This window comes from Clostridium sp. HGF2, assembly GCF_964240115.1.
In the GTDB taxonomy this organism is placed as follows: Bacteria; Bacillota_I; Bacilli_A; order Erysipelotrichales; family Erysipelotrichaceae; genus Clostridium_AQ; species Clostridium_AQ innocuum.
Genome location: NZ_CAXSSO010000008.1, coordinates 99066 through 123130, shown reverse-complemented (window position 1 = coordinate 123130; position 24065 = coordinate 99066). Strand labels below are relative to the sequence as shown.

At 46.4% G+C, this 24065-nt stretch carries 20 protein-coding genes; 4 read left to right on the top strand and 16 right to left on the bottom strand.

Annotation, left to right across the window (positions count from 1 at the left end; all coding sequences use genetic code 11):
• Positions 1 to 210 precede the first annotated feature (210 nt).
• On the top strand, positions 211 to 1080 hold the full coding sequence (locus ACESPQ_RS14420) for a GNAT family N-acetyltransferase (protein ID WP_109770367.1): 870 nt from the start codon (positions 211 to 213) through the stop codon (positions 1078 to 1080).
• A gap of 491 nt (positions 1081 to 1571) precedes the next feature.
• Here the strand turns inward: ACESPQ_RS14420 and ACESPQ_RS14415 are convergent, their stop codons facing one another.
• The 5 genes from ACESPQ_RS14415 to ACESPQ_RS14395 form a co-directional block, all read right to left on the bottom strand.
• On the bottom strand, positions 1572 to 2882 hold the full coding sequence (locus ACESPQ_RS14415; RefSeq protein WP_373144513.1) for a hypothetical protein: 1311 nt from the start codon (positions 2880 to 2882) through the stop codon (positions 1572 to 1574).
• Complete coding sequence (locus ACESPQ_RS14410; RefSeq protein ID WP_002608909.1) at positions 2875 to 3357, bottom strand: RNA polymerase sigma factor; 483 nt, start codon at positions 3355 to 3357, stop codon at positions 2875 to 2877. The genes ACESPQ_RS14415 and ACESPQ_RS14410 overlap by 8 nt, the downstream gene beginning before the upstream one ends.
• 461 nt (positions 3358 to 3818) lie before the next feature.
• On the bottom strand, positions 3819 to 4799 hold the full coding sequence (locus ACESPQ_RS14405; protein ID WP_118001836.1) for a D-isomer specific 2-hydroxyacid dehydrogenase family protein: 981 nt from the start codon (positions 4797 to 4799) through the stop codon (positions 3819 to 3821).
• A gap of 142 nt (positions 4800 to 4941) precedes the next feature.
• Positions 4942 to 6354 (bottom strand): signal recognition particle protein, encoded by a 1413-nt coding sequence (gene ffh, locus ACESPQ_RS14400; RefSeq protein ID WP_002608907.1) that lies wholly within the window; start codon positions 6352 to 6354, stop codon positions 4942 to 4944.
• A 37-nt stretch (positions 6355 to 6391) separates the two neighbouring features.
• Positions 6392 to 7210 carry a putative RNA methyltransferase gene (locus ACESPQ_RS14395; RefSeq protein WP_373144512.1) on the bottom strand — a complete coding sequence of 273 codons (819 nt, stop codon included), beginning with the start codon at positions 7208 to 7210 and terminating at the stop codon, positions 6392 to 6394.
• A gap of 112 nt (positions 7211 to 7322) precedes the next feature.
• Here ACESPQ_RS14395 and ACESPQ_RS14390 point away from each other — a divergent pair, with 112 nt between their 5' ends.
• A complete protein-coding gene (locus tag ACESPQ_RS14390; protein ID WP_109770156.1) occupies positions 7323 to 7865 on the top strand; it encodes a nitroreductase family protein in 543 nt (180 codons plus the stop codon).
• A 45-nt stretch (positions 7866 to 7910) separates the two neighbouring features.
• Positions 7911 to 8081, top strand: coding sequence for a hypothetical protein (locus ACESPQ_RS14385; protein ID WP_009589076.1), 171 nt, complete (start codon positions 7911 to 7913; stop codon positions 8079 to 8081).
• A 119-nt stretch (positions 8082 to 8200) separates the two neighbouring features.
• Here the strand turns inward: ACESPQ_RS14385 and thiI are convergent, their stop codons facing one another.
• Genes thiI through ACESPQ_RS14370 form a run of 3 tightly spaced genes read right to left on the bottom strand, consistent with a single transcriptional unit; the run spans position 8201 to position 12276 of the window.
• Positions 8201 to 9409: a tRNA uracil 4-sulfurtransferase ThiI gene (gene thiI / locus ACESPQ_RS14380; protein WP_002608903.1), complete on the bottom strand. Its 1209-nt coding sequence runs from the start codon at positions 9407 to 9409 to the stop codon at positions 8201 to 8203.
• Complete coding sequence (locus ACESPQ_RS14375) at positions 9390 to 10520, bottom strand: cysteine desulfurase family protein (RefSeq protein WP_109770158.1); 1131 nt, start codon at positions 10518 to 10520, stop codon at positions 9390 to 9392. The genes thiI and ACESPQ_RS14375 overlap by 20 nt, the downstream gene beginning before the upstream one ends.
• A gap of 1 nt (position 10521) precedes the next feature.
• Positions 10522 to 12276, bottom strand: a complete 1755-nt coding sequence (locus tag ACESPQ_RS14370; protein WP_109770159.1) for a septation ring formation regulator EzrA — start codon at positions 12274 to 12276, stop codon at positions 10522 to 10524.
• 535 nt (positions 12277 to 12811) lie between these two features.
• On the opposite strand from ACESPQ_RS14370, the gene rpsD reads away from it, so the two are divergent.
• A complete protein-coding gene (rpsD, locus tag ACESPQ_RS14365) occupies positions 12812 to 13414 on the top strand; it encodes a 30S ribosomal protein S4 (RefSeq protein WP_002608900.1) in 603 nt (200 codons plus the stop codon).
• A gap of 89 nt (positions 13415 to 13503) precedes the next feature.
• On the opposite strand, the gene ACESPQ_RS14360 is transcribed toward rpsD, so the two are convergent.
• The 8 genes from ACESPQ_RS14360 to ACESPQ_RS14325 form a co-directional block, all read right to left on the bottom strand.
• Positions 13504 to 13824, bottom strand: a complete 321-nt coding sequence (locus tag ACESPQ_RS14360) for a single-stranded DNA-binding protein (protein WP_002608899.1) — start codon at positions 13822 to 13824, stop codon at positions 13504 to 13506.
• 201 nt (positions 13825 to 14025) lie between these two features.
• Positions 14026 to 15309, bottom strand: coding sequence for an EF-P 5-aminopentanol modification-associated protein YfmH (gene yfmH, locus ACESPQ_RS14355; protein ID WP_373144511.1), 1284 nt, complete (start codon positions 15307 to 15309; stop codon positions 14026 to 14028).
• Positions 15290 to 16546, bottom strand: coding sequence for an EF-P 5-aminopentanol modification-associated protein YfmF (gene yfmF / locus ACESPQ_RS14350; protein WP_109770163.1), 1257 nt, complete (start codon positions 16544 to 16546; stop codon positions 15290 to 15292). The genes yfmH and yfmF overlap by 20 nt, the downstream gene beginning before the upstream one ends.
• A 117-nt stretch (positions 16547 to 16663) precedes the next feature.
• Complete coding sequence (locus ACESPQ_RS14345; protein WP_002608896.1) at positions 16664 to 17617, bottom strand: ABC transporter permease; 954 nt, start codon at positions 17615 to 17617, stop codon at positions 16664 to 16666.
• 3 nt (positions 17618 to 17620) lie between these two features.
• Entirely contained in the window at positions 17621 to 18718 is a 1098-nt protein-coding gene (locus ACESPQ_RS14340; RefSeq protein ID WP_002608895.1) for an ABC transporter permease, read from the bottom strand.
• A complete protein-coding gene (locus ACESPQ_RS14335; RefSeq protein WP_002608894.1) occupies positions 18696 to 20237 on the bottom strand; it encodes an ABC transporter ATP-binding protein in 1542 nt (513 codons plus the stop codon). Before ACESPQ_RS14335 ends, ACESPQ_RS14340 begins: the two co-directional genes overlap by 23 nt.
• 212 nt (positions 20238 to 20449) lie before the next feature.
• Positions 20450 to 21553 (bottom strand): BMP family ABC transporter substrate-binding protein, encoded by a 1104-nt coding sequence (locus ACESPQ_RS14330; protein ID WP_002608893.1) that lies wholly within the window; start codon positions 21551 to 21553, stop codon positions 20450 to 20452.
• Positions 21554 to 21692: 139 nt separating this feature from the next.
• Complete coding sequence (locus ACESPQ_RS14325; RefSeq protein ID WP_109770165.1) at positions 21693 to 24053, bottom strand: DNA translocase FtsK; 2361 nt, start codon at positions 24051 to 24053, stop codon at positions 21693 to 21695.
• Between the last annotated feature and the right edge of the window lie 12 nt (positions 24054 to 24065).

Below are 24065 nucleotides of genomic sequence, written 5' to 3'. Positions count from 1 at the left end.
CAGTATAGGATAGTATGCTATAGTACTGTTATACCTTAAAGGTACCGTATATAATAAGAAAGGCAGGTGGTTTGTATGAATACATTCAAAACGTATAAACTGAGGAAAGATACAGACTGCCGTGTTGATAGCTAGCGCATGTTCTGGGCATCCCTTGGGATGCTTTTTTCTTTCCTATGCAGCAAATTTATGAAAGGAAAGGACAAAAGAATGAAAACAGAAATTTGTAAAGAGCAGTACGCAGCATCTATGACAGCGATGCCGGCAAGCAGCAAGGAACAGAATCGTTCCCTGAAACGGGGGTTAAGCAGACAGGAGCTGTCTCTGCAGCAATGCTATGTGATGATTCGTAAGGAGCAGGTGGTTGCCAGAGCAGTTATTTATGATGAGCATTCCTACATTGGCAATCTGACACTGGAGGCGATCGAGCAGACGGAGGCTGATCAGTTTGTAAGGGATGTTATTGGCCATCTGGATCGAAGCAGAGAATGGCGCATCGACCTGTATTCGGACAAAATCAACTATACACTCGTATATCGGGCGCTGAAGCGCTGGTTTCCCATTGAAATTAAAAGGGAAAGCTACACAGTGATGACTGCTGAACGGGATTTGCATTCCTATGAGTTCGTATCGGCAAAGCAGATGACGAAGGAAAATCTGCTGGAGCTGATGGTGAGCGCAAGCAGAACTACACCGGATTTGCTTTTGCAAAGAGAACATACCAGTATGGGGCTGTATCCGGCAGTCCAAAAGCAGATGGAGGAGCTGCTGGATGATGAAGAAAGCGACATTTTATTTCAGATTCTGCTTGTTGAAGGGCAACCTGCAGGCTTTATCAGTGTAAATCGTCTGCTGGATGATGTTGGAGGAATCGGATATATTGGGGTACATGCCGATTATCAGGGAAAGCGGCTTGGCAGCGTGCTGCTGCAAAAGGCAATGGACATGGCCTGGCATCACGATATTCATAAGCTGATAGGGGATATTGATGTTCATAATATCGCTATTCGAAAAAATCTGATACAATGCGGCTTTATGCTCGATTGTAGGATGTGTATGTTTCTGTTGGAAAAGCAGTAGCTAAGTCAATGGAAATCTGAAAGGACAGGGAACAGGCAGTTCATCATTTTATACAGAAGGATTTAGAAGAGACGCCTACAGCGAGGGACTGGGATAACTGTTTGTAGGGTGATTCGTTAAGGATTGTCAGGGAGAAAATCTGATTTCTTGCGGACTGAAATGTTCATAAAAAAAGGGGAATCCAATCTTCTGTTAAGTGGATTCCTCTGTTTTCTTTATTATCAAGTAAAAATCACCTGTTGTTTTTTTCTCTTAGGTCTGAATAGAAAAGATTATGCTTTTTCTATCCTGTGTGGCACTTGCCAGAGCTGAAGCTTTTTACATCATACAGGAAAGAAACCGCGTATCTGGTACGGCGTTTCTTTGAGAACACCACGATAAAGACTAGCCGGACATAAGGTTTCAAACAGAAATTGATGTAAACGATTGCAAAATCGTTAAAAGCAGGGTAGTATATAAATGTAATATTTAATAATGTATACTTTTCCAGATTATTTGTGAAATTCGATCAAATATGTCTGATTGAGCAAAAGCGTGTGATCATCCAGCGGATACGCAAAGAGGACAGCTGTCTCACCATTCAATATCTTTGCATCCAAATGAATCCATCGCTGCTGCGATACAATATAGATATCCAATGCACTGCTCAGCGTACTCTCACTGATATAAAACCCATCATACGGATACAAAATACAGTCTTCTGCCCGCATGTTCTCCGGTAATGGAATCGAATGCTTTTCCTGTGTACAGAAATTCAGCAGCTCCATGGAAGAGTCTCTTGCACGATACAAATAATCACTGACAAAGGGAACAGCGCACTGGTAGTCACTGTACTCTGTCCAGGTATTCTTACGGTAATTATACACAATCGGATAATTCGCTTCGGTAGTAGCATCCACTGCATAGCTTTTTGTTGTAATGATGTGCGTATCGCCAGCCATACGCAGCTCATTTCCCAGCAGATAGCCAGGCAGCCGTTTTGTATCCAGCCTACGACGGGTATTTTCCACCCTGTCCAGCAGCACCCATTGTGCTTCTGCTTTCTCCTTTGCCCATCCCTGTGCCAATGCATACGTGCGATACAGCAGAAACCGCCCGGAGACACTGCTTTGTACAGTGTTGGCATAGATATGCATTCCAGATTCCGCTTCTGCATGGTATGCATAGGATAAATCTCCAATGGTTTGCACATCTGCTGTTTCCGGATCAACCAGATAGGCATTTTGAAATGTATCCTGCACATATTCAATCACCAGCATTCCGTCCGCCAGTACACGGAACGATGAATCCGGTATTCCATCGCCCTCTTCCCCTTTTAGATACAGAGGGAGGTACTCGTCTTTCAGATGAACATATTGTAATTGTACAGTCACGATGCTGTTTTCCACTGGCAGCTGCAGCTCTAAGCTTTTCTTTGGAACAGCGTCTTCTACGATTCGTCCTTTTTCATATACGGTCAACGTATCTTCCGCCGCAATTTTTTCTTCCGGCAGTTTTACATAATAGCGGCAGTCGGCATCCAGATAGGTGATTCCATTGAGGGCTTGTACAGAAACAGGGTCTTCCTTTACCTTCACCTTCTCCTGTCCATTGCTAAACAGTGATAAAAGCCAATCGCGTACCGTATCACTGCACGCATATGCAGTACCTAAGGAAAGCAATGCCAGCAGAAATAAAACAGCAATTCGCCATATATAGACGCTTTTTTTTCTTTCGGAGGACTCCGCCTGATCCATCACCTGTTCTTTCCAGCTTTGCGGGCAGTGTATATCATCAAAGCCCCTGAATTTTTTCTCACGCATCCTCTTCACCTCCCAAAAGACTGCGCAGCTCCTGTTTCCCGCGCCGCATCCAGGACTTCACAGTATTCTCGCGTGCGTTCATGAGTCTACTGATTTCCCGTATGGAATAGCCCTCATAATAATATAAATACAAAGCATTGCGATGGTTGGGTACCAGCTCCATCAGCTCATACAGCTCATTGCGCTCCTGTACATCCTCCACCTGAGCAAAGGCTTCATCGAGCCGTATATGATGCTTTCGCCAGAATTTCCGATGCTCATCTGCACACGCATGAATCGTTGTTTGAATCAGCCAAGCCTTCACATGCTGAGGATCGTGAAATTCCATTGTCTGTGTATATAGCTTCAAAAAGACATTTTGAAAGATATCCTTTGCATCCTGCTCATTTCCCATCCGCAAATATGCAAGACGGGTCACAGTATCCGCAAAGGCTTCCATAACTTCTTCAAATGTCATATCCGCATAAGTTCTCATGCCGCACTTCCCTCCTAACAAGGAATTTTATCCCCTCTATTATAAACACGATTATATGAGCAGAAAAGTTGCAGTGAAAAACAATTAGCACCTGTAGGACATAATCAGCCTACCGCTTGTATGCAGTCATGCTTATGTAAAGACCTATACAGCTGCTTCAGCTTTTCACAAATAGCTAAAACAGGCTATTTGCAGGCTGCTGCAAAGGGAAAGCATGCGCTCCACACCAAGGATCAGTTATAGCTGCAAGAAGGAGAATCATGCATTATGTTCACTTTCTTTGTTGTGACAGTGATCAAAAAACTAGACCAAGGCTTTGATTCTGAAATCATCCTAATCATGTGAAACAAAAAGGATCAATATAAGCTTGACCCTTTTCATCATATATATCAATCGACTCCTAAGCTGAAAAAAAGCGCGAAGGCCTCTCATCAGGTTTTGCAGCCTGATTATTCATCACTCTACTGAATAAGCCATGGATTTTCCTCGCCGTGCATAAACAGATAGCAGCTCTTCATCGAATGTGTCACCATATCCCGATAGGAATCATCGGTTAAGAAAGCGAGATGCGGTGTTAGCAGTACATTGGGAAAGGAGTTTAATACAGCCATATCATGCTGCTTCAGTATCTTCCCTTTCCTTCGATTGTAATAGATACCGGTTTCTCCCTCGACGACATCCAGCGCAGCTGCACTGACCTTTCCTGATTCTATCGCAGCAATCAACGCCGTATTATCGATCAGAGGACCGCGTGCTGTATTCACGATGATTACACCAGGCTTCATCCGGGCAAAAGCCGCTTCATTGAGCAAATGGTAGGTGGCATCGTTTAACGGTACATGCAGCGTGATAATGTCGCTGTTTTGATACAGGGTATTCAAATCCACATAGGTCACATATTGCTCCATTTCCTTTCGCGGATGTGGATTATAGGCAAGTATTTTACAACCAAAGCCGGCAATATGACGAATGAGTGTCTGTCCGATGGCTCCCGTCCCAATCACTCCGAGTGTTTTTCCCTTCAGATTGCTGCCCAATACCGCATCAAAGGAATAATCCTGACTGACCGCACTCTGCAAAATCAGCTTCATTTTGCGCAGTGCCATCAGAATCAGCATAATCGTATAGTCCGCCACACTCTCACTCGCATAGGTTGCATTTCCAATATGAATACCGATTTTTCTGGCATAAGCAAGGTCAATGTGATCATAGCCGACAGTACGTGTTGACAGAAAGCGGACACCTACCTCCTGCAATTTCTGCAGCAATGCAGCATCGATCGGTGTTGATAGCACACTGATGCATTCATAGCCCTGACAAAGCTGTGCATTTTCCAGTGTCGGTCGCTGTGCACAGGTACCGATTTCCAGCTGCATCGCTTTTGCACAGGCACTGAAATAAGCAGCTTCCTCTTTTCGATAGCCATATACAAATACCTTCATAAACACCCTCCTCACAAAATACGTATTGCATTCATCAAATCTTGATTGGTATCACTGATTGAAATCAGAATCGTAAGCAACCTTTTTGACCAACAGTTAACTACACCTTCCTTTTAATAAAAACAAGGCAGTGTATGCCTTGTTATCGTTTTCCTCGTTTTCCGCCCTGACGCATCATCTTATTCATGCTGCGCATGTTTTTCATCGCCCCCATGGCTCCCATACCGCCCATGTTCGGCATTTTACCGGACTTGGTCATAGCACCCATCTGCTTCATGACCTGCTTCATTTTCTCATATTCATTCAACAGCCGGTTTACATCCGCTACCGTTGTACCACTACCTTTGGCAATACGATTCTTTCTGGATGCACGAAGGATATTGGGATTCTCCCGCTCCTCCATCGTCATACTCTGAATGATTGCGGTGCTTTTCTTCATTTTGTTGCCGGCTTTGGCTTCGTCGATCTGCCCTGCCAGCTGGTTCATCCCCGGAATCAGCTTCATCATACCGCCCAGAGACCCCATTTTTTCAAGCTGCTGGAACTGCACAAGCATGTCTGTCAGAGTAAACTGTCCGCTCATCATGCGATTCGCAGATTTCGTGCTTGCTTCGATATCCATTTTATCCTGTGCCTGCTCGACCAGAGACATGATATCTCCCATGCCCAGAATACGATCGGCCATACGATCCGGATGGAACACATCCAAGTCGTCAATTTTTTCACCCAGACCGACAAACTTTACCGGAACCTGTGTGATGGAGCGCACAGACAGAATACCACCGCCTCTGGAATCACCATCCAGCTTCGTCAATACGAGACCGGTAACCTCCAGCTGTTCATGGAAGCTGCCTGCAACATTCACAATATCCTGTCCGGTCATTGCATCGACAGTCAGCAAAATATCATCCGGATGTACAAAAGCCTTGATATCGGACAGCTCCTGCATCAGCTCTTCATCAATATGCAGACGCCCGGCAGTATCAAAGAGCACGGTATCATAGCCGTTTTCCTTGGCATAATCCATTGACTGCTTCGCTGTTTCCAGCGCCTTGGTCTCCACACCAAGTGAAAAGACCTCAACACCAATGCTTTCCCCCAGTGTTTTCAGCTGTTCAATCGCTGCAGGACGAATAACATCACAGGCTACCAGCAACGGCTTGCGGCTCTGCTTTTTCTTCATTACGTTGGCGATCTTTGCGGATGCCGTTGTTTTACCGGTACCCTGCAGACCCACCATCATGACAGTTGTTATTCCACTGCTTTTATAATTTACCGGAGCATCCTCGCTTCCCAGCAACGCTACGATTTCGTCATGAACGATTTTTACAACCATCTGCCCCGGATTCAGAGAGGTCATGACCTCCGTTCCCAGTGCCTGTTCCTTTACGCGGGCAATGAAATCCTTAACGACGCCGTAATTAACATCGGCCTCCAGCAACGACATACGCACCTCGCGCAGCATGTCGTTCATATTTTTTTCGCTCAGCTTTCCCTTTCCGGTTATATTTTTAAACGCCTTTCCCAGACGTTCACTTAGTGATTCAAATGCCATACCTGTTTACCGCCTTTCTCCTAATACCTGTATCACATTATAGCATAGCCTGCTCTTGTTTGTTAAGCATGTTTTCATCTTTGCGATAGATTTCGATTTGAAACTGAATTTTCGTTTTCAGCTCATCCAGCTCCTGCAAGCGCATAGCCGCATCCTTTGGTGTTTTCCAGTAATAGGGCGTCATATGAAACAGTGCCTGAATATCAGCTGCATCCCGAATACAGATAGTAGCTTCCACCGTCTGCGTTTTTTCCAGAATGAAGCCCTCCTGCTGCAGCGTTTCCGACGGATTTTCATAAGGTACATCATACAGTATTTCCTTGAGCCCCATCAGATGCTTCGGACCGGGACCGACCTTGATGAAGATACCACCCGGCTGTAAGACGCGCAGGAATTCCTCTGCCTGAAACGGTGCAAACACAGAAAGCACCATATCGGCACAGGCTTCACACAGCGGCATATGAAAAACACTCGCCACCGCATATACCGCACCGCTTCTGGCCTTGCACGCTTCATCGACTGCATACTTGGATAAGTCAAAGCCAAGCAGTGTTTCCGTTTCCTGTTTCACTCTGTTCGTATAATACCCCTCCCCACAGCCTGCATCTATGACGACTGACGGATGATAGCCCCGTACCAGCTCAACCAGTGCAGCCTGCAGCGGTGCATAATATCCATGGGATAAAAATCGTGTGCGTGCCTTTACCATTTCCCGATCATCTCCGCTGAGTGCTTTATGATGCAGCGCCAGATTGACATATCCACGCTTTGCAATGTCATAGGAATGGTTATTCTGACAGCGCCATACGCGTTCCTCCCTGACCAGTTTATTTCCGCATTTCGGACATAACAGCATATACCTACCTCATTTCCTATCTAAGTATACCACAGGCAAAATAGGAAAAGTTTGCTTAATTACGGAAATTTAAGGGAAATTGTAGTAAAATAAATACAAAGAGGTGATTTTAATGGAATTTAATGAAGTTGCAGTCACAAGAAAAAGCATCCGTAAATATGCCGCAAGACCGGTGGCAAAAGAGGATATCGAAGCAATGCTTCGCTGTGCCATGGAGGCACCGAGCTGGAAGAATTCCCAGACAGCACGCTATCACATCATCACATCTTCGACAATGCTGCAGGCTATGAAGCAGGAAGGTCTGGCCCCCTTTAATGCAGAAAACACAAAGGATGCTCCGGTACTCATTGTCACAAGCTTTGTAAAGGATGTGGCCGGCTTTGATAAGGACGGTACCCCGAGCAATGAACTCGGAAATCTGTGGGGTGCCTATGATCTGGGCCTGCATAATGAAAATCTTTTATTAAAGGCAAGGGATCTTGGGCTTGATACCCTTGTGATGGGCATCCGTGATGCAAAAGCCATACAAAGACTTCTCAACATCCCAGAGACGGAAATTATTGTCAGCGTCATCAGTGTCGGCTACAAGGCCATGGACCCTGAGAAGCCAAAGCGTAAGAAGCTGGACGATATCGTAACGTATTACGAAACATAAAAAAAACCACTCCTGTTTTCCGATCGGAAGAGGAGCGGTTTTTTTATGCCAGCCTTAACGATTCTGATTCTGGTTGTTGTTGCGCTGGTTCTGGTTGTTTCTCTGGGAGTTGCTCTGGTTGTTGTTATTGAAGTTGTTTTTGAAATCCTGAGAAGAATGCTCTTTGTCGTATTCATTCTGATGATTTCTCTTTTCAGCTTCAACGTCAGCACCTAATTCAATACCCATTTCGTACTGATATAAGTCCTGCTCAACTTGTTTTTCGTTGTACTGTTTTCTTCTTTCCATTATTCTCACCTCACATTGTTAGTATGGGTGAGTGTTTTCAATTTATACTAAAAAATATCCTCATCAAGCTTCGCTTTCGGGTATACATCCACATGCTCTGTCTTCTCGATGCATTCCTGCAGCAAAGACTCATAATCAAAGCGCGCCTCCAGCCGTTCTGAGCGCTGAATCGTCGGTTTGGTTACCGGGTTTTTCGGCGTAAATATCGTACAGCAGTCCTCAAAGGGCTGTATGGAGATATCATAGGTGTCAATGGCACGGGAAACATTGATGATTTCCACCTTATCCATGCAGGCAACCGGACGAATAACCGGTGTTGTCGTTACACAGTTAATGGTTTGCATACTTTCCAGTGTCTGACTCGCTACCTGTCCGATGCTTTCCCCATTGACAATGGCAAGACAGTGCTGCTGCTCGCAAAGCCGCTGTGCAATGCGATACATCATACGGCGCATTATCGTAATGGCATAGCTTTCATCACAGTTTTTATAGATGGCAAGCTGTAAGTCTGTAAAAGGCACCACATGGACACGAATATGTCCCTGATACGGGGCAAGCTGACGGGCAAGCTCAAGTACCTTGTCCTGTGCTGCCTGACTGGTGTATGGTGGTGATGCATAATGAACGCATTCGATCGCAACGCCGCGCTTCATGGTCAGATAGGATGCGACCGGGGAATCAATTCCACCGGACAGCATGACCAGCGCCTTCCCGCCGACACCGACCGGATAACCGCCTGCCCCGGCAATTCTGCCAGTCATAATATAGGTATCCTCCTGATGCACCTCGATCTGGATGCGTAACTGCGGCTCTCGCACATTCACCTTCAGTTCAGTGTTCCGCAGAATCTCTCCGGCAACAGCACGGTTGATTTCATCGGAAATCATCGGAAACAGCTTGTGACTTCTGCGTGCTTCGATTTTAAAGGTCCGTGCATCGCTTTCCTTCGCCACCTGCAGTGCCGTTTGCTTCATCGCCTCGATATCGGAATCCACGCGGATTGCGAAGGAAAAGGAGGAAATACCGAATACCTTCTGCAGATGCTCGCTGACAGCGTGCGGATCTTCTCCGTTCAGCATGATGTACAGTCTGTCATGGGTACGCTCATAGCTCAGTCTGTCATAATCCCGAAGCGCATTTTTCACATTTGTTAATAAGCGCTTGATGAAATCCTTTTTATTCTTTCCCTTCGTGGACAGCTCTCCGAAGCGGACAAGAATATGGTTATATACAATGTTATTTTGTTCGATAGTCATGATTGATCTCCTTTAAAGCCTGTAAAAAGGCATCGACTTCCTCTCTGGTAGTCAGATGCGACAGGGATATGCGTATTGCATGGGTTGCACGCTGCTCCCCCAACCCCATAGCAAGCAGAACTGCGGAAACCGCTTTACTGTGTGATGAACACGTGCTTTGGGCAGAAACAGCAAAGCCTTTGGCATTTAGTGCATTGAGCATAATTTCACTGCCAATGCGCAGATTGGATATATTGAGGATAAACGGGCTGCCTTCCTCCGGGGAATTGATCACGATATCCTCCATTGTGGACAGCGCTTTACGAAGGTAGCTGTTCAGCTTTTGCACATGGGCATAGGCATCCTCACGCTGTTCCATGGCAAGGCGCAGCGTTTTCGCAAACACAATATTTGTCGGTGCATTGCTGGTGCCGGCTCGCAGTCCGTTTTCCTGCTGACCGCCGCTGATAAGCGGGACCAGCTCTACATTTCTTTTCTTATATAAGATAGCGCTGCCCTTCAGTCCGTAGATTTTATGGGCGGAAAAGGTTGCCAGATCAACACAGGAAAGATCGACCTCCAGCTTTCCCAGCGCCTGTACACCATCCATGTGAAAGAGTGCCCTGGAATTGGCGTGCACGTACTGGGCACATTCACGAATCGCATTCACTGCCCCGGTTTCATTATTCACCATCATCATGGATACCAGAACAGTATCCTTGCATAATGCTTGCTTCAAATCTTCTACTTCCACGCAACCCTTCGCATTCACGGGAAGATAGGTCACCTCATATCCAAAAACCTCCTGCAGCTGTTTCATGGCATTATGAATGCTGGAATGCTCCACACAGGTGGTGATCAGATGCTTGCCGCGATTGGCATATTTCCAGGCTGCCCCCTTGATTGCCGCATTGTTGGATTCGCTGGCACAGGAGGTAAACAGAATCTCATCCTTATAAACGTGCAAAAGCTGTGCAATCTGTGCACGGCTTTGTTCCATCAATTTACCGGTTTCCCTTCCCAGCTCATGCAGAGAATCACTGTTGCCGTAATGCTTCTCCAAAAGCCTGGTATAGGTTTTTAAAATTTCCGGGCAAATCGGCGTGGTGGAGGCATAATCCAGATAAATCATGCTACTCCCCCGCATTCAGGATACTTGGATCCTTCTTGTTGATCAGTTTTTCATAAGCTCCCGGATGCATTTTCTCAATGCACTGGATGCCGATTTTCAATGCCTTGGTATACTGCCCGTTTCGAAAGCACAGCTCTGCTCTTGTCAGCTCACTGTCTATATCCGGAAAGGAGGAGCGATACCGGTTTCCAAACACAATCGTATTTTCCACCATAATTGCCATTCCCACCAGATTATTCACACTGTTATATAATGTATAAATATAATCAATCGCACTGCGCAGCTCGGCGTTCAGGCGTTTGACATCCAGCGGAGAATTATCCAGAATCACCTGAATGTCCTTGATCATGATTTCCCCTTTATGCAGGTCATCCTCATATTTTTGTGAAACACTTGGCAGCCGGTGCTTGGACATTTTCACACGAATTTCATTCACAATCAGCTGCAGCTTGATCAGCTGTTTCTTTGCCCGCTCCTCATCACTGCAGGCATTGTCGAGCTTCTGCTTCATTTCACCAACCTCATTGGTGAAGGCAGCCGCACTCTGCTCCAGCTCCTTATATGCAATCAGTATTGTGGAGTATGGCACCTTGTTTTGTGCGATGACCGCTTCCAGCTTGCGCTGCATGTCGTTTAATACGGAAAGGCGCTCATGCACCTCCTGCAGCCGTTGGGTCCAGTTTTCAAAGCCAAACCGTTCATATACGCGGTTATACAGCTCCTCGATAGCTTCCACATCCATATTGATGCTGCGAATCGTATCAAAGAGGATGTCGACATTGTCGCTGACCTCATCGAAGGCAGCCTCTTCCCTGCTCAGCTGTTCGGCAAGCTGGGAAATGCGTTTTTCACAATCGTTGAGATCCTCATGAACATCCTTCGGATTTCCATTGCGAAGCTTATTCAAATCATTTTTCAGCATATCGCTGATGATATCCAGATTCTTGCGAACCTCCAGATGCTCGGTATACACACCCTTGTTTTTCGCCTGTGCATACTGATAACCGACTTCATCGATTGCCCGCGGAAGAACACCTCTGGCACGCTCATACATGGATGGCAGGACATCCACCAGCTCCTTTAAATGAGCGACAGATTCCCGTATTTCCTTCTGCTGATCAGCGGCCTTGTTGAATTCGGACGCAAACATCCATTCCTCAAAGGCTGAAAACATCTTTTCAATACCTGCAATCTCCATTTCCAGATATTCATAGCTCTGGGAGAAGGAGGCACGGTTCTCATTGATATTGCGCTTGATGATACGAAAATCATCCTTCAGCTTATTGATATGTACACGCTGCTCGTTTTCCTGCTCCAAAATGCTGTCCAGTGCCTGATTGACATCCTTTGCGACACCCTCCAGCTCTGCCATCTGTTCCCGTAGCTTCTCCATGCGCCGCTTTGCGGCCTTGGCTTTATGAACATAGATCAGATCATCCGCCTCGGCCAGTGTAACGCTGCATTCCTTCAGCTGCTCCTGAATATTGTCAAAATCCGTACGGCAGCTTTCCACACGCTGACTCATTTCCTCATTGACCCGTGACAGTGCCACAGCCTTGTTCAATTTAAAAGCAAGTGGAATTCCCTTCAGCGAGTTGTAGCTCAGCTCCAGTTCATCCAATTGCTTTCTTGCCTGCTTTTGACGCAGGACCATCATGATGATCGTAAGTATGACGATGGCGACCAGCGCAATCACTATATAGATCAAAACATCAAGGGAAACAACATTTTTGACATTGTTGATAAAATTCTCCATACAGACACCTCTTCCATTCGAATTCACTAGGTATATTGTATCATAATTTATACGATTAAGAAATCAGAAATTATGCTTATTCTAGAAGAAATGATGCGTGTCTTATTTTTCTTTCACACAATGCCGCATCACACATTTATCACTCCTCATGGAAAGGATAGCATTTATAGATAAACAACGCATGTTTCTCTGTCCGTCGAGCTTTTAGAAATCAAAGCTTCAAGGTATTATCTTTAACAGGTTTGTATATGCAGGGATGACAAGCATTCCACAATATGCCAACGATAGGACTATATGAAAAATTGAGTCATAAAAATAAATTCTGTTTGACATCCATTCCTCGTTCTGTTATAGTAAAGTGGCGTAAAATGGATAGCAGAATGCAAATGCTTTACATATAGCGTTCATGACGCAGATTTCTGCGGGGTATTGCGTAACTTACTGCTGAGCGAAGATACCGTGAGTATGAACACCATGTAAAAATGATTTGTACCTGTTATTGTTTTATAGCCATAAAACAATAAGGAGGATTTTCATGTCAAGAATCAATGGACCGGTTTGGAAAACATCCCGCCGTCTTGGTTTCTCTATTCTGGAAACCGGAGAAGAGCTTCAGAAACGTGCGTATGCGCCAGGTCAGCACGGACCTACGAAACGTGTAAAATTAACAAACTACGGACAGCAGCTGCGTGAAAAGCAGAAAATCCGTTACATGTATGGATTGAACGAGCGTCAGTTCTACAACACTTTCATCAAAGCAAGCAAGATGAAGGGTGTAACTGGTGACAACTTCCTGGGTCTGCTGGAATCCCGTCTGGATAACCTGGTTTACCGTATGGGCTTTGCCCGCACTCGCCGTGCTGCTCGTCAGCTGGTTAACCACGGACACATTCTGGTTAACGGTAAGAAAGTTGATATCCCTAGCTTTATCGCAAAGCCAGGTATGGTTGTGGAAATCAAGGAGAAATCCAGAGATATGAAGGCAATCAACGAGGCACTGGAAGCAACACTGAATACCGTAGCATTCATCGATGTTGATAAAGATGCAAAGAAGGGTACCTACCTTCGTCTGCCAGAGCGCAGTGAGCTGAATTCCGAGTTCAACGAACTGCTGGTAGTAGAATTCTACAACAGATAATGTTAAAAAATCCGGATATCCGGATTTTTTTATAATATTACCATGACAGCCAATGCAGTGAAGAGGGAGCTGTTCCCTCTTCGCTTTTTTCAGCGTTCCTTTTTGATAAAGGAAACGTGCTCCGCAATCAGATCATAGCTGCGATGCAGCTTGCCGTCCTGCCCTTCAAAGGTATGTGACTGCATGCGTCCCTTTACAGACACATGATCTCCCACCTGCGCTGCCGCCATCGCCGTTTCCGCAATGCCCTTCCAGAGCATGATATTCAGATTGTCATATTCATAAACACCCTCGCTGTTCGCAAAGGGGCGCTGAACACGAATCATCATAGTCGCAAAACGATTCCCGGCTGCCGATGTACGGATTTCTGACAGTTCCGTCAGTTCACCTACAAAAGCTATCACGTTCATATGTGTACCATCCTTTCTTTTTTCTAAATGCTATACCTCACCGCATGAACATCCCTCCCAAGCTCCCCTATATTATCGCTGTTTCCCTGTATTTGCGCAAACCGCATTATTTGTCCGGTATGGAAAGAAATTCCATAAAAAAAGCAATGAAGGCTCTTTCGTGAGCGTATTCATTGCTTTCTCTGACAAATAAGGTAATTTTTACGAGCAGTTTTCCGGCAGCAGCTCCACCAGTGTGCCTGGTGCGTCCTGCAGGGCTGCACAGACCTGTTGAATGTCCTCCAGTGTAATTTCATACAGCACATCCAGCAGTCGGAAGAAATCCGCCTGATCAAAATAACTGCGAACATACGTGATGGCAATATCATCAAAGCTGTTCAAACTGCGCACAGACTGTCCGAAATAGCGGTTTTTCAGCTGATCCAGCAGCTCCTGTGTAATATCGGCACTGCTGATACGGGCGAGCACCGCTTTGACAACCGCAAGAAACGCCTCCTTCTTCGTCGTTTCCGCATAGAACATCACCATGCCGTAGTCCTTTCCCAGATCAACCTCGCTGCCGACATAGTCATTGATGATTCCCTCATCCAGCCATTGCTGAAAATCCGGATTCAATGAGCTGAACACGGCATCCAGCATGATTTTGATACACCACTCCGCCTTGGTACGGGCGTATACATCTTCCATTCCCTGCAGCTTGCAGGCATACGAAAGCTTCGGCAGGCTGACATCCATAGTGAAGGAAAAGCTTTCCCTCGCGGGCTGTTTCGGCTCCGTATAAGCCAGACGCTTAACACTGGAAATCGGTGCAAATGTCTTTTTCTTCTGATTTTCCTTGATCAGCGCAAGCAGCTTTTTGGGATCCTCCTTGCTGACACCGACCAGAATCATTGATGCCGGATGATAATTCAGTGCATAGCAATCCTGCAGCTGCTGCAGTGTGATGCTGTTTACACTTTCATCATCACCACCGATATCATAGCGAAGCGGGTGCTGCTGATACAGGGAGGAAAAGGTTTCCATAAGCAGTCGGGAATCACTCATTTCCTTATACATATGCAACTCCTGTATGATGATCCCCTTTTCCTTTTCCACGGATTCCTCACTGATATCCAGCTCCTGCACAAAATCCAGAAGCAGATTCAGCGGTTCCTTTACATCGGATGTCGTTGAAAAGTAATATGCTGTTTCTGTATAGGAGGTAAAGGCATTCACACTGGCCCCCATGCGGGAAAACAGCTCCATAACATCACTGTCGCCCATTTCAAACATCTTATGCTCCAGAAAATGAGCAATTCCCGCAGGAAAATGCAATTCCCTTCCATGCTCATCCACCTGCTTCATATCCATGGCACCAAGCGGTGTCGCCATCATGAAAAGCGATTTTTCATAATCCGGCTTCTGCCAGAGAACAACATGCAGCCCATTCTCCAGAGTTTCCTCTACGTAGCTTTCTCCATAGCGCTTATTCGTGATTGTTTTCATCCGCATCCTCCTTTGTCAGAACAAATGTCATCTTCAGCTCACACGCCTGCATTGCACGAAGAATATCCTCGTGCCTGACAGCCTGAATCCGCTCAATGATATCCTCGGTGTTCCACTGCCGATCCAGTAGCACATTCTGATACTGCAGCGCAATCAGAGAATTCATAGAATCCTTGCTTGCCTTTAATGAATTGACAATCATCTGCTTTGAAACCTCCAGCAGATCTGCTGTAAAATCCCCCTCACAAATACGTTGAAACTGCTTGCGAATCAATGAAATCGTCTTGTCGATATGCTCCTTCTCCACACCGGTGGTGACACCCAGTGCTGCATCATAGGAAATCAGATTGGAGTAAATGGAATAGCAAAGACTGTTTTTCTCACGCACCTCCTGAAACAGCAATGAGGTCGAATATTGTCCAAACATCGCATTTGCAACGCGCAGTGCATAATAATCCGGATCGTTAATCGCTGTATTCGTAAACCAGACCATCATAATGCTGCTCTGTGTAATATTCCGGTACTCTGTTTTTCTTTCATCGTGCAGCTGATTCTGTACCTTATAAAAGGTTTTTATTTCCTGCTTACGGGCTACAAAGGGAAGGTATTCTTTGACGAGCTGCTCCATCTGTGCATCATCAAATGCACCGCAGATCAAAATATCGACCACATCCTCCTCCAGCATGCGCTGATATGCAGCCTTCACATCCTCCAGCGTAAGCTGCATCAGTGTCTTTACATCGCCAAGTGCGGATATTCCCAGATAATCCCCTTCTCCGGCAAGCTTCAGTCCCTGTGTGATGGCATATTGTGCGGGATCATCCTCCATACGCTCAATTTTTGCCTTTAAGATACTGCGGGATTCCTCCAGCACATGCTCCTGCAGCAGCGGCTGAAATAAAACCTCCCGCAGAAAGGAAAAAAGTGATTCCAATAGCTGCTGCTTTCCCTGCACATAGCGGGGATTGATGATTTTACTGCGAAGCTCCACAATCTGCGCACTGCCATAGCCGGCTGTTTGTGCATTAAGCGTTGCCCCATACAGCAAATCAAGGTAATCACTCATCTTTTTCTTTGTATCATACGTTTTACATCGATCACACAGCATCAACGCAAGCAGCGAGCGGGATGCCGCCAGCTTGGGCTTTAGCTCACTGCGGAAACGAATGCTGATACCGATATCCTTAAATTTTTCGGTTTTCATAAAATGGAGCTGTACTCCGTTTGTTATCTGCATAATCATACCTCCAGTAGTAGTATGCGCATATTTCATTCAATTACCATGCCTATATGCATCATGGTTCTAATTGTAACACATCTGTCAATGAAAAAAAACTGATCAACTCGATCAGTTTTAGCGTTTTCCTTTATCAAACGGTTCGCCCTCGGCAGCCGGTGCCGCCGAATTCTTCGAAACGAAGGCAAGAACGATCAGCGTTGCGATATACGGCACCATCTTATAGATGTAGGGAGGAATGTTGAGTCCTGCCAGAAACGGAATACCGCTGGAGGTTGCCGCTACGGTCTTCATAAAGCCGAAGAACAGCGCCGCAAAGAAGATGCGAAATGGCTTCCACTGACCGAAGATCAACACGGCCAGCGCCAGGAATCCATACCCTGCAACATCCGCATTAAACACATTGCTTGTAGGAACAACAAAAATCAGTCCACCGATACCGGCCAGAAAGCCGGAAATCAGAGTGCCTGCATAGCGCATTTTGTAAACGCTGATACCTGCAGAATCCGCAGCCTGAGGGAGCTCTCCGCAGGCACGCAGGCGCAGACCGAAACGGGTCTTGTAAATAATCACCCATGCCAGCAACAGAAACAATAGACCGATATAGGTCGTTATGTAGGTGTTCTTAAACAGCAGGTCTCCAATGATCGGAATCGATCCCAGCACAGGAACGGATTCAATACGGAATACATTCTCAAACTGAACCTGCTGTGTCTGCTGGAAGGTCCGGGCGATGAAGATACAGAATGCAGGCGCAAAGGTATTCAGCGCAGTACCGCTGATGACCTGATCCGCCTTCATATGAATTGCCGCAAAGGCGTGAAATAACGAGAAGACGATGCCTGCTGCACCGGCCACAAGCACAGCGCACAGAAGCAACAGCTGCGGTGGCATGGCATGATTGAAGATATGGATGAACCCGATACCGCACAGGGCTCCGATAAGCATGATACCTTCCAGTGCGATATTGATGACACCGCTTCGTTCAGAAAACAGACCGCCCAGTGCTACGACCAGCAGCGGAATGGCGAAAAACCATGTCTGCTGTACCAGAAAGAATATTGTATCCATAGCTTACTCACCTTCCTTTTTCGCTGTGCCCAGCTCTTTTGTTTTCCTGCGCTTCGACAGCCACACCTTAATCATCAAGGACAGTGCAGAGCAGTAGATAATGCAGGAAATAATGATATCAACGATCTGCGGAATAAAACCAAACTGCTGCATGGCATTTCCGCCGACATTCAGATAAGCGATAAACAGTCCCGCAAACAGAACACCGATTGGGTTGGAAAGACCAAGCAATGCTACCGGGATACCGTTGAAGCCCTCGGCAGGAAGAACATCCACAACCTCAATGAATTTGCCCGAGCCACTCAGATACAGCAGCCCGCCGCCGACTCCGGCAAGCGCACCGGCAATGACCATGGAAAGAATGATATTGCGCTTTTCATTGATTCCGGCGTATTTACTTGCGTCCTTATTGAAGCCGCAGGCCTTCATTTCATAGCCGAAGCTTGTCTTATTCAATACAATATATATCAGAATGACAAATAGTATGGCAATAACAAAGCCTCCGTTTGCCGGGGAACCGGTAAAAATCTTATCGAAACCCATTTTCGGTATGACCGCCGTGGAAGCGACCGGCAGGGACTGATTGCGCAGTGCATCAAACAGCACCAGACTGACGGAATAATTCACCAGATACATACCGATGTAATTCATCATGATAGAGGAAATAACCTCATTCACATTCAGATAGGCCTTCATGACACCCGGAATGACCGCCCACAGGCCGCCTGCTATAAAGGCAGCGAGAATTGCCACCAGCCAATGGATACTGCCCGGCAGGAAGGTCCACTTCACGCCGACGTAGACAGCCGCAAAGGCACCTATGATGAACTGCCCCGGGGTTCCGATATTAAACAATCCTGTCTTGAATGCAAACCCGACAGATAAACCGGTCATGATGATCGGCACCGCATAATACAGCACCCTTCCGATTCCCAGCGTACCATCCTCAACCGGACCGGCAAGCAGGGTGCGAAGACCGTCCAGCGCCTCACTGGAATTGGAAATAAAGATAACAACAGCTCCGATGAGTAATCCGATCAGGATCGCGATAGCGGAAGAGCCGAAGTTTTTGAATGCATCACTCTGTAACAGCTTTTTCATATTTTGCCCCCCTCTTTGATCCTGCCATGTATAAACCAAGCTCCTGAATCGTAGTCTTTTGCGGATCCAGCTCTGCGACGATTTCACCCTCATACATGACGAGAATGCGATCCGCAAGATTCATGACCTCATCCAGCTCCAGAGATATCAGAAGGATTGCACGTCCCTCATCCCGTTCCTTGACCAGCTGGGAATGTATGTATTCAATGGCACCGACATCCAGACCGCGGGTCGGCTGAACTGCCAGCAAAAGCTTTGGATCATTTTCGATTTCTCTGGCGATAATTGCCTTCTGCTGATTCCCGCCGCTCATGCTTCTGGCCGTTGTTTTGCTGCCCTGTCCACTGCGGACATCGTATTTCTCAATCAGCTGATCCGAATACCTTGTAATATCCGCAAATTTCAAAAAGCCGTGATTACTGAATTTCTTTGTAAAATACGACTTCAGTACCATGTTGAAGGAAAGTGGATAATCCAGAACCAGACCATAGCGGTGACGATCCTCCGGAATATGTCCAAGACCCTCCAGATTGCGCTTACGGATACTTGTCTTCGTGATATCCTTTTCCCCAAGACGGATGCTGCCTTCCTTGACATCCATCAGACCGCTCAAGGCATAGACCAGCTCCGATTGTCCGTTACCGTCAATTCCGGCAACACAGACGATTTCTCCCTCATGTACCTGAAAGCTCACGTTTTTTACAACGTCCTGATGTCCCTTCTTGGCAACACTCAGATTGCGGACATCCAGCATGACACTCTTTGGCTGCGCCGGCTGCTTCTCCACGTTGAAATTAACCTTGCGGCCAACCATCATCTCCGACAGTTCTTCCTTGCTCGTATCCTTCACATCAATGGTTCCGATGTATTTCCCCTTGCGCAGGACACTGCAGCGATCCGCAACTGCCTTGATTTCATTCAGCTTATGCGTGATAAACAGAATCGATTTTCCTTCCTTTGTCAAATCCTTCATGATGCCCATCAGTTCATCGATTTCCTGCGGCGTCAAAACCGCCGTAGGCTCATCAAAAATCAAAATTTCGTTGTCACGATACAGCATTTTCAAAATTTCCACACGCTGCTGCATACCGACGGTAATCTCACTGGTAATGGCATCCACATCAACATTCAAATGATACTTTTCACTCAAATCGACGACCTTTTTCCTCGCCTCGACCATCGTCAGCAATCCGTTTTTCACATCCTCCGCACCCAGAATGATGTTTTCCAGCACAGTGAAATTATGAACCAGCTTAAAATGCTGATGCACCATTCCGATACCAAGGCGGTTGGCGTCATTGGGATTATTGATACTGACAACTTCCCCATTCATTTTGATACATCCCTTTTCCGGCTGATACATACCGAACAGAACGCTCATGAGGGTGGATTTGCCGGCACCGTTTTCTCCCAGCAAAGCATGGATTTCTCCTTTTTTCAGCTGCAGTGTAATATCATCATTGGCAATAATGCCCGGGAATTCTTTTGTGATATTACACATTTCAATGATGTATTCCATGGTTTCACTCCAATCATATGCCTGTTGAGCATTGTGAAAATAGTATCTGTACTGATACCGCATCTATGCGTACGATTATTTCACTATACCCTTTTCAAGCTTTTGTCCTATTTTATTATACCTTTTTTTCTACCTGTTCGCAAACAGGAAGATGAAAAAAATCAGAAAAGCTGCCTACGATTGTAGACAGCCTTGTCCTGCGTATGATTATGTTATTTGATATAATCCAGTTTTACCTTAGAAGCCTTGATCTGTGTAGGATCCTTGAAGTCTTCATTTGTCTTGATGGTGATTTTGCCTTCTTTGATTTTAGCATACAGTGCATCATATTCCTTCTGTGTGAATTTTTCAAACTTGCTGGTCTTCATTGGCAGACCTACAGAGTCGTCTTTTGCACCAAGAACGATATTTTCTCCACCCGGGAAGGTTTCATCATCGATTGCTTTCAGTTCCTTGGTTACAGAAACAGCCAGCTGCTTGTATGCAGAAGTGATAACTGTGCTGCTTTCGTTGGACTGGTCAACATCGACACCGATTACAAGACCCTTGTTTGCTTCAGCAGCAGCCATAACGGAGTTTCCGATACCACCACCGCAGGAGAAGATCACCTGTGTTCCGTTCTTATACCAGGATGCTGCCTCAGACTGAATTTCAGCACTTGGATTGAAGGTTCCGGTATATTTGTATTTCATTTCGATTTCGACATTCATTTCCTTGGCAGCGTCCTGTGCTCCCTGTACGAAGCCGTAACCGAAGTTTACAACTGCAGGAACAGCGATTCCACCCATGAAGCCAAGTTTTGTCTTGCCTTCCTTAACGATGGCATAACCAGCCATATAGCCGGCTTCGTTTTCAGAATATTTGATACCTACGGTATTCTTTGCAGTTTTGAATTTTGCGTTTTCCTGAGCGCCGTCATTTGGATAACCGTCAATCAGAATGAATTTAACATCCGGATATGTATCCTGCTTTTCATAGATTGATGGTTCAAACAGGTAGCCTGGCGTTACGATAACCTTCGCTTTGTATTTGTTAACAGCCTGATCGATAGCTTCCTTGTAGGCATTGTCTGATTTCTCTGTCGGCTTGATGTACTCAACTTTTTTACCGGTTTCTTCACCATAGGCTTTGACACCTTCCCATGTACCCTGGTTGAATGATTTGTCATCAATGGTACCCACATCGGTAATCATGACAACATCGGCCTTGGATTCAGATGCTTTCCCATCATCCTTCTTCCCTTCATCCTTGCTTCCGCAGGCAGTCAGAGATGCTGCCATCAGCAACGATGCGGCAACGCATAAAAACTTTTTCATTTTTGCATTTCCTCCTTATTGTATGAAGCTTCTTCATTACATATTTATTTTAGCGTTTTTCCTTACGTTTGTAAATGGAATAATCGCATTTTTGCTGGATTTCAGCAAAAATAAAAACGGTTACATTATGTAACCGTCCTCATTCTTCTTCTGCCTGCTCGCTCTTCGCATACACCTCACGCGGCTTACTGCCTCTTGCAGGCCCGATGATGCCATTATCCTCCAGCGTATCGATCAAACGTGCAGCCCGTGCATAGCCGATACTGAATTTACGCTGAATCAAGGATGTACTTGCCTTGCGTGTCGAGATAATAAATTCCTTTACCTCATCATATAATGGGTCACCGGTCTCACTGCTCGTCGGCCCTACACCGCCATCCAGCAGCTCCAGCCGTACAAAGGCGTCGTCGAATTTCGGTTTTCCCTGACGGGATACAAATTCACAGATATCCGCGACCTCATCGTCGCTGACAAACACACCCTGCACACGGGTTGCCACAGTTTCACCAACCGGGACATACAGCATATCTCCGTATCCCAAAAGCTTTTCCGCCCCCATCTGATCCAGTATGGTACGGGAATCCACAGCACTGCTGACCGCAAATGCGATACGGGATGGAATATTCGCCTTGATGATCCCGGTGATAACATCCACACTCGGGCGCTGTGTCGCAACGATGAGATGAATGCCCGCAGCACGAGCCAGCTGGGTGATACGCTGAATGCTTGCTTCTACCTCTTTGGCAGCTACCAGCATCAGATCCGCCAGCTCGTCGATAATGACTACAACCCACGGAAGCGGACTCAGCCCCTCTTCCGGATGTGCTTCTATGTAGGCATTATAGCCGGCGATATTCCGTACACCGGCCATAGAGAACAGCTCATAGCGGTTGTCCATCATTGTGACAATGACCTTCAATGCGCGGTTTGCCTCATCCCCATCCGTTATCACCGGTCCCAGCAGATGCGGTATCTCCTTATACGGTGTGAACTCCACCTTCTTCGGGTCGACCAGCAGCAGCTTGACCTCATCCGGTCTGGCGCGCATCAAAATCGAGGTGATGATGGAATTGACACAGACCGACTTTCCACTTCCTGTCGCACCGGCAATCAGTAAATGCGGCATACGGTTCAATTCGCCATAGACACAGTTTCCCATCAGATCCTTACCAAGGGCAAACAGCATCTTACTCTGTGCAAGCTTATCCGGAATATTTTTCATCAGCTCCTTCATGCTGACGCTTGTTTTTTCTACATTCGGAATTTCGATACCGACTGCCGATTTTCCGGGAATCGGTGCCTCAATGCGAATATCCTTGGCAGCAAGTGCCATTTTGATATCGTATTGAAGGTTGCTGATTTTATTGACCCGGACACCGAGATCCGGCTTAACTTCGAATTTTGTGACCGCAGGTCCGATATGGGTAGCCACAAGGGTAGCCTTGACACCAAACTGATCCAGAATTTCAATCAGCTGCCGTCCGGCGTCATTTGCCGCACTCACATTCGCTGTTGAACGGCTTTTTTTACCGGCGTCCTTTAACAGGGTTAAACGTGGCAGCTTGTACTTGCTCCAGTCCTCCTGGAAGCTGGACACAAAGGTATCCTCACCGCCGATGGTATCCTCAATGATTCGCTTGTTTTCCGCTTCCTTAAACGCCTGCTTATCCAGCACATCCGATTCCTCTTCCAGCGCATGCTCCTTATCCGCCAGAAATGCAGTGCTTCTTCCGTCACTTTGAATATCAAAATCATCATCCACATCCAGAAACGACACCTGTCCGGGGCGCACACGCTCATCAATATTGATCTTACCGAACATGCTTTTCGCTTCCTTCGGCTCCGCCTCCTGCTCTTTCTTCTCCTTTTTCACCTGCTGCTTGCGTTCCCTTCGGGCATCCCCCTTTGCCGCATGGTTCTTACGCATGGAGACAAACGGTGCTACCAGAGAGACTGCGCCCGCCTTCAGCCTTGCAAAGCCGGAGCCGCTCAGCAGCAGGATCAGTGCCAGTATCAGAAGGGCTATGACAATGATCCACGTTCCCTTATAATCAAAAAGAAACGTACATAAAGAAACCAGGAAGGCACCGATCAGGCCTCCCTTGGCTGCAATTTCCCCTCGAAAGATCAGCATGGAATCCTGCAGATAACGCGACAGGATATCCATCCCCTTCAGCGTTTCATTCTGCGGAATGCTGGCTGCTATGATCCACGCACACAGCAGCACGCCGATGCCGATCAGATATTTCATCGGGACATCCCGTACGGATTTCTTCAGCATCATCATGACACAGAGCACGATGATCACACCATAGATTACCCCATACAGATTTCCAAACACATATTTGATAATGCTCGTCGTCAGTTCTCCGATAAAGCCAATCTGCAAACCTCCGATAATCGACAAGGTAATCAGGACAAGAGAATAAATGTAGACAAGGACTTCATTTTCTACCATCTGCTTCTGTTTCTGCGATTTTCTTGTTTTCGATTTCGCCATAAGCGCCTCCTA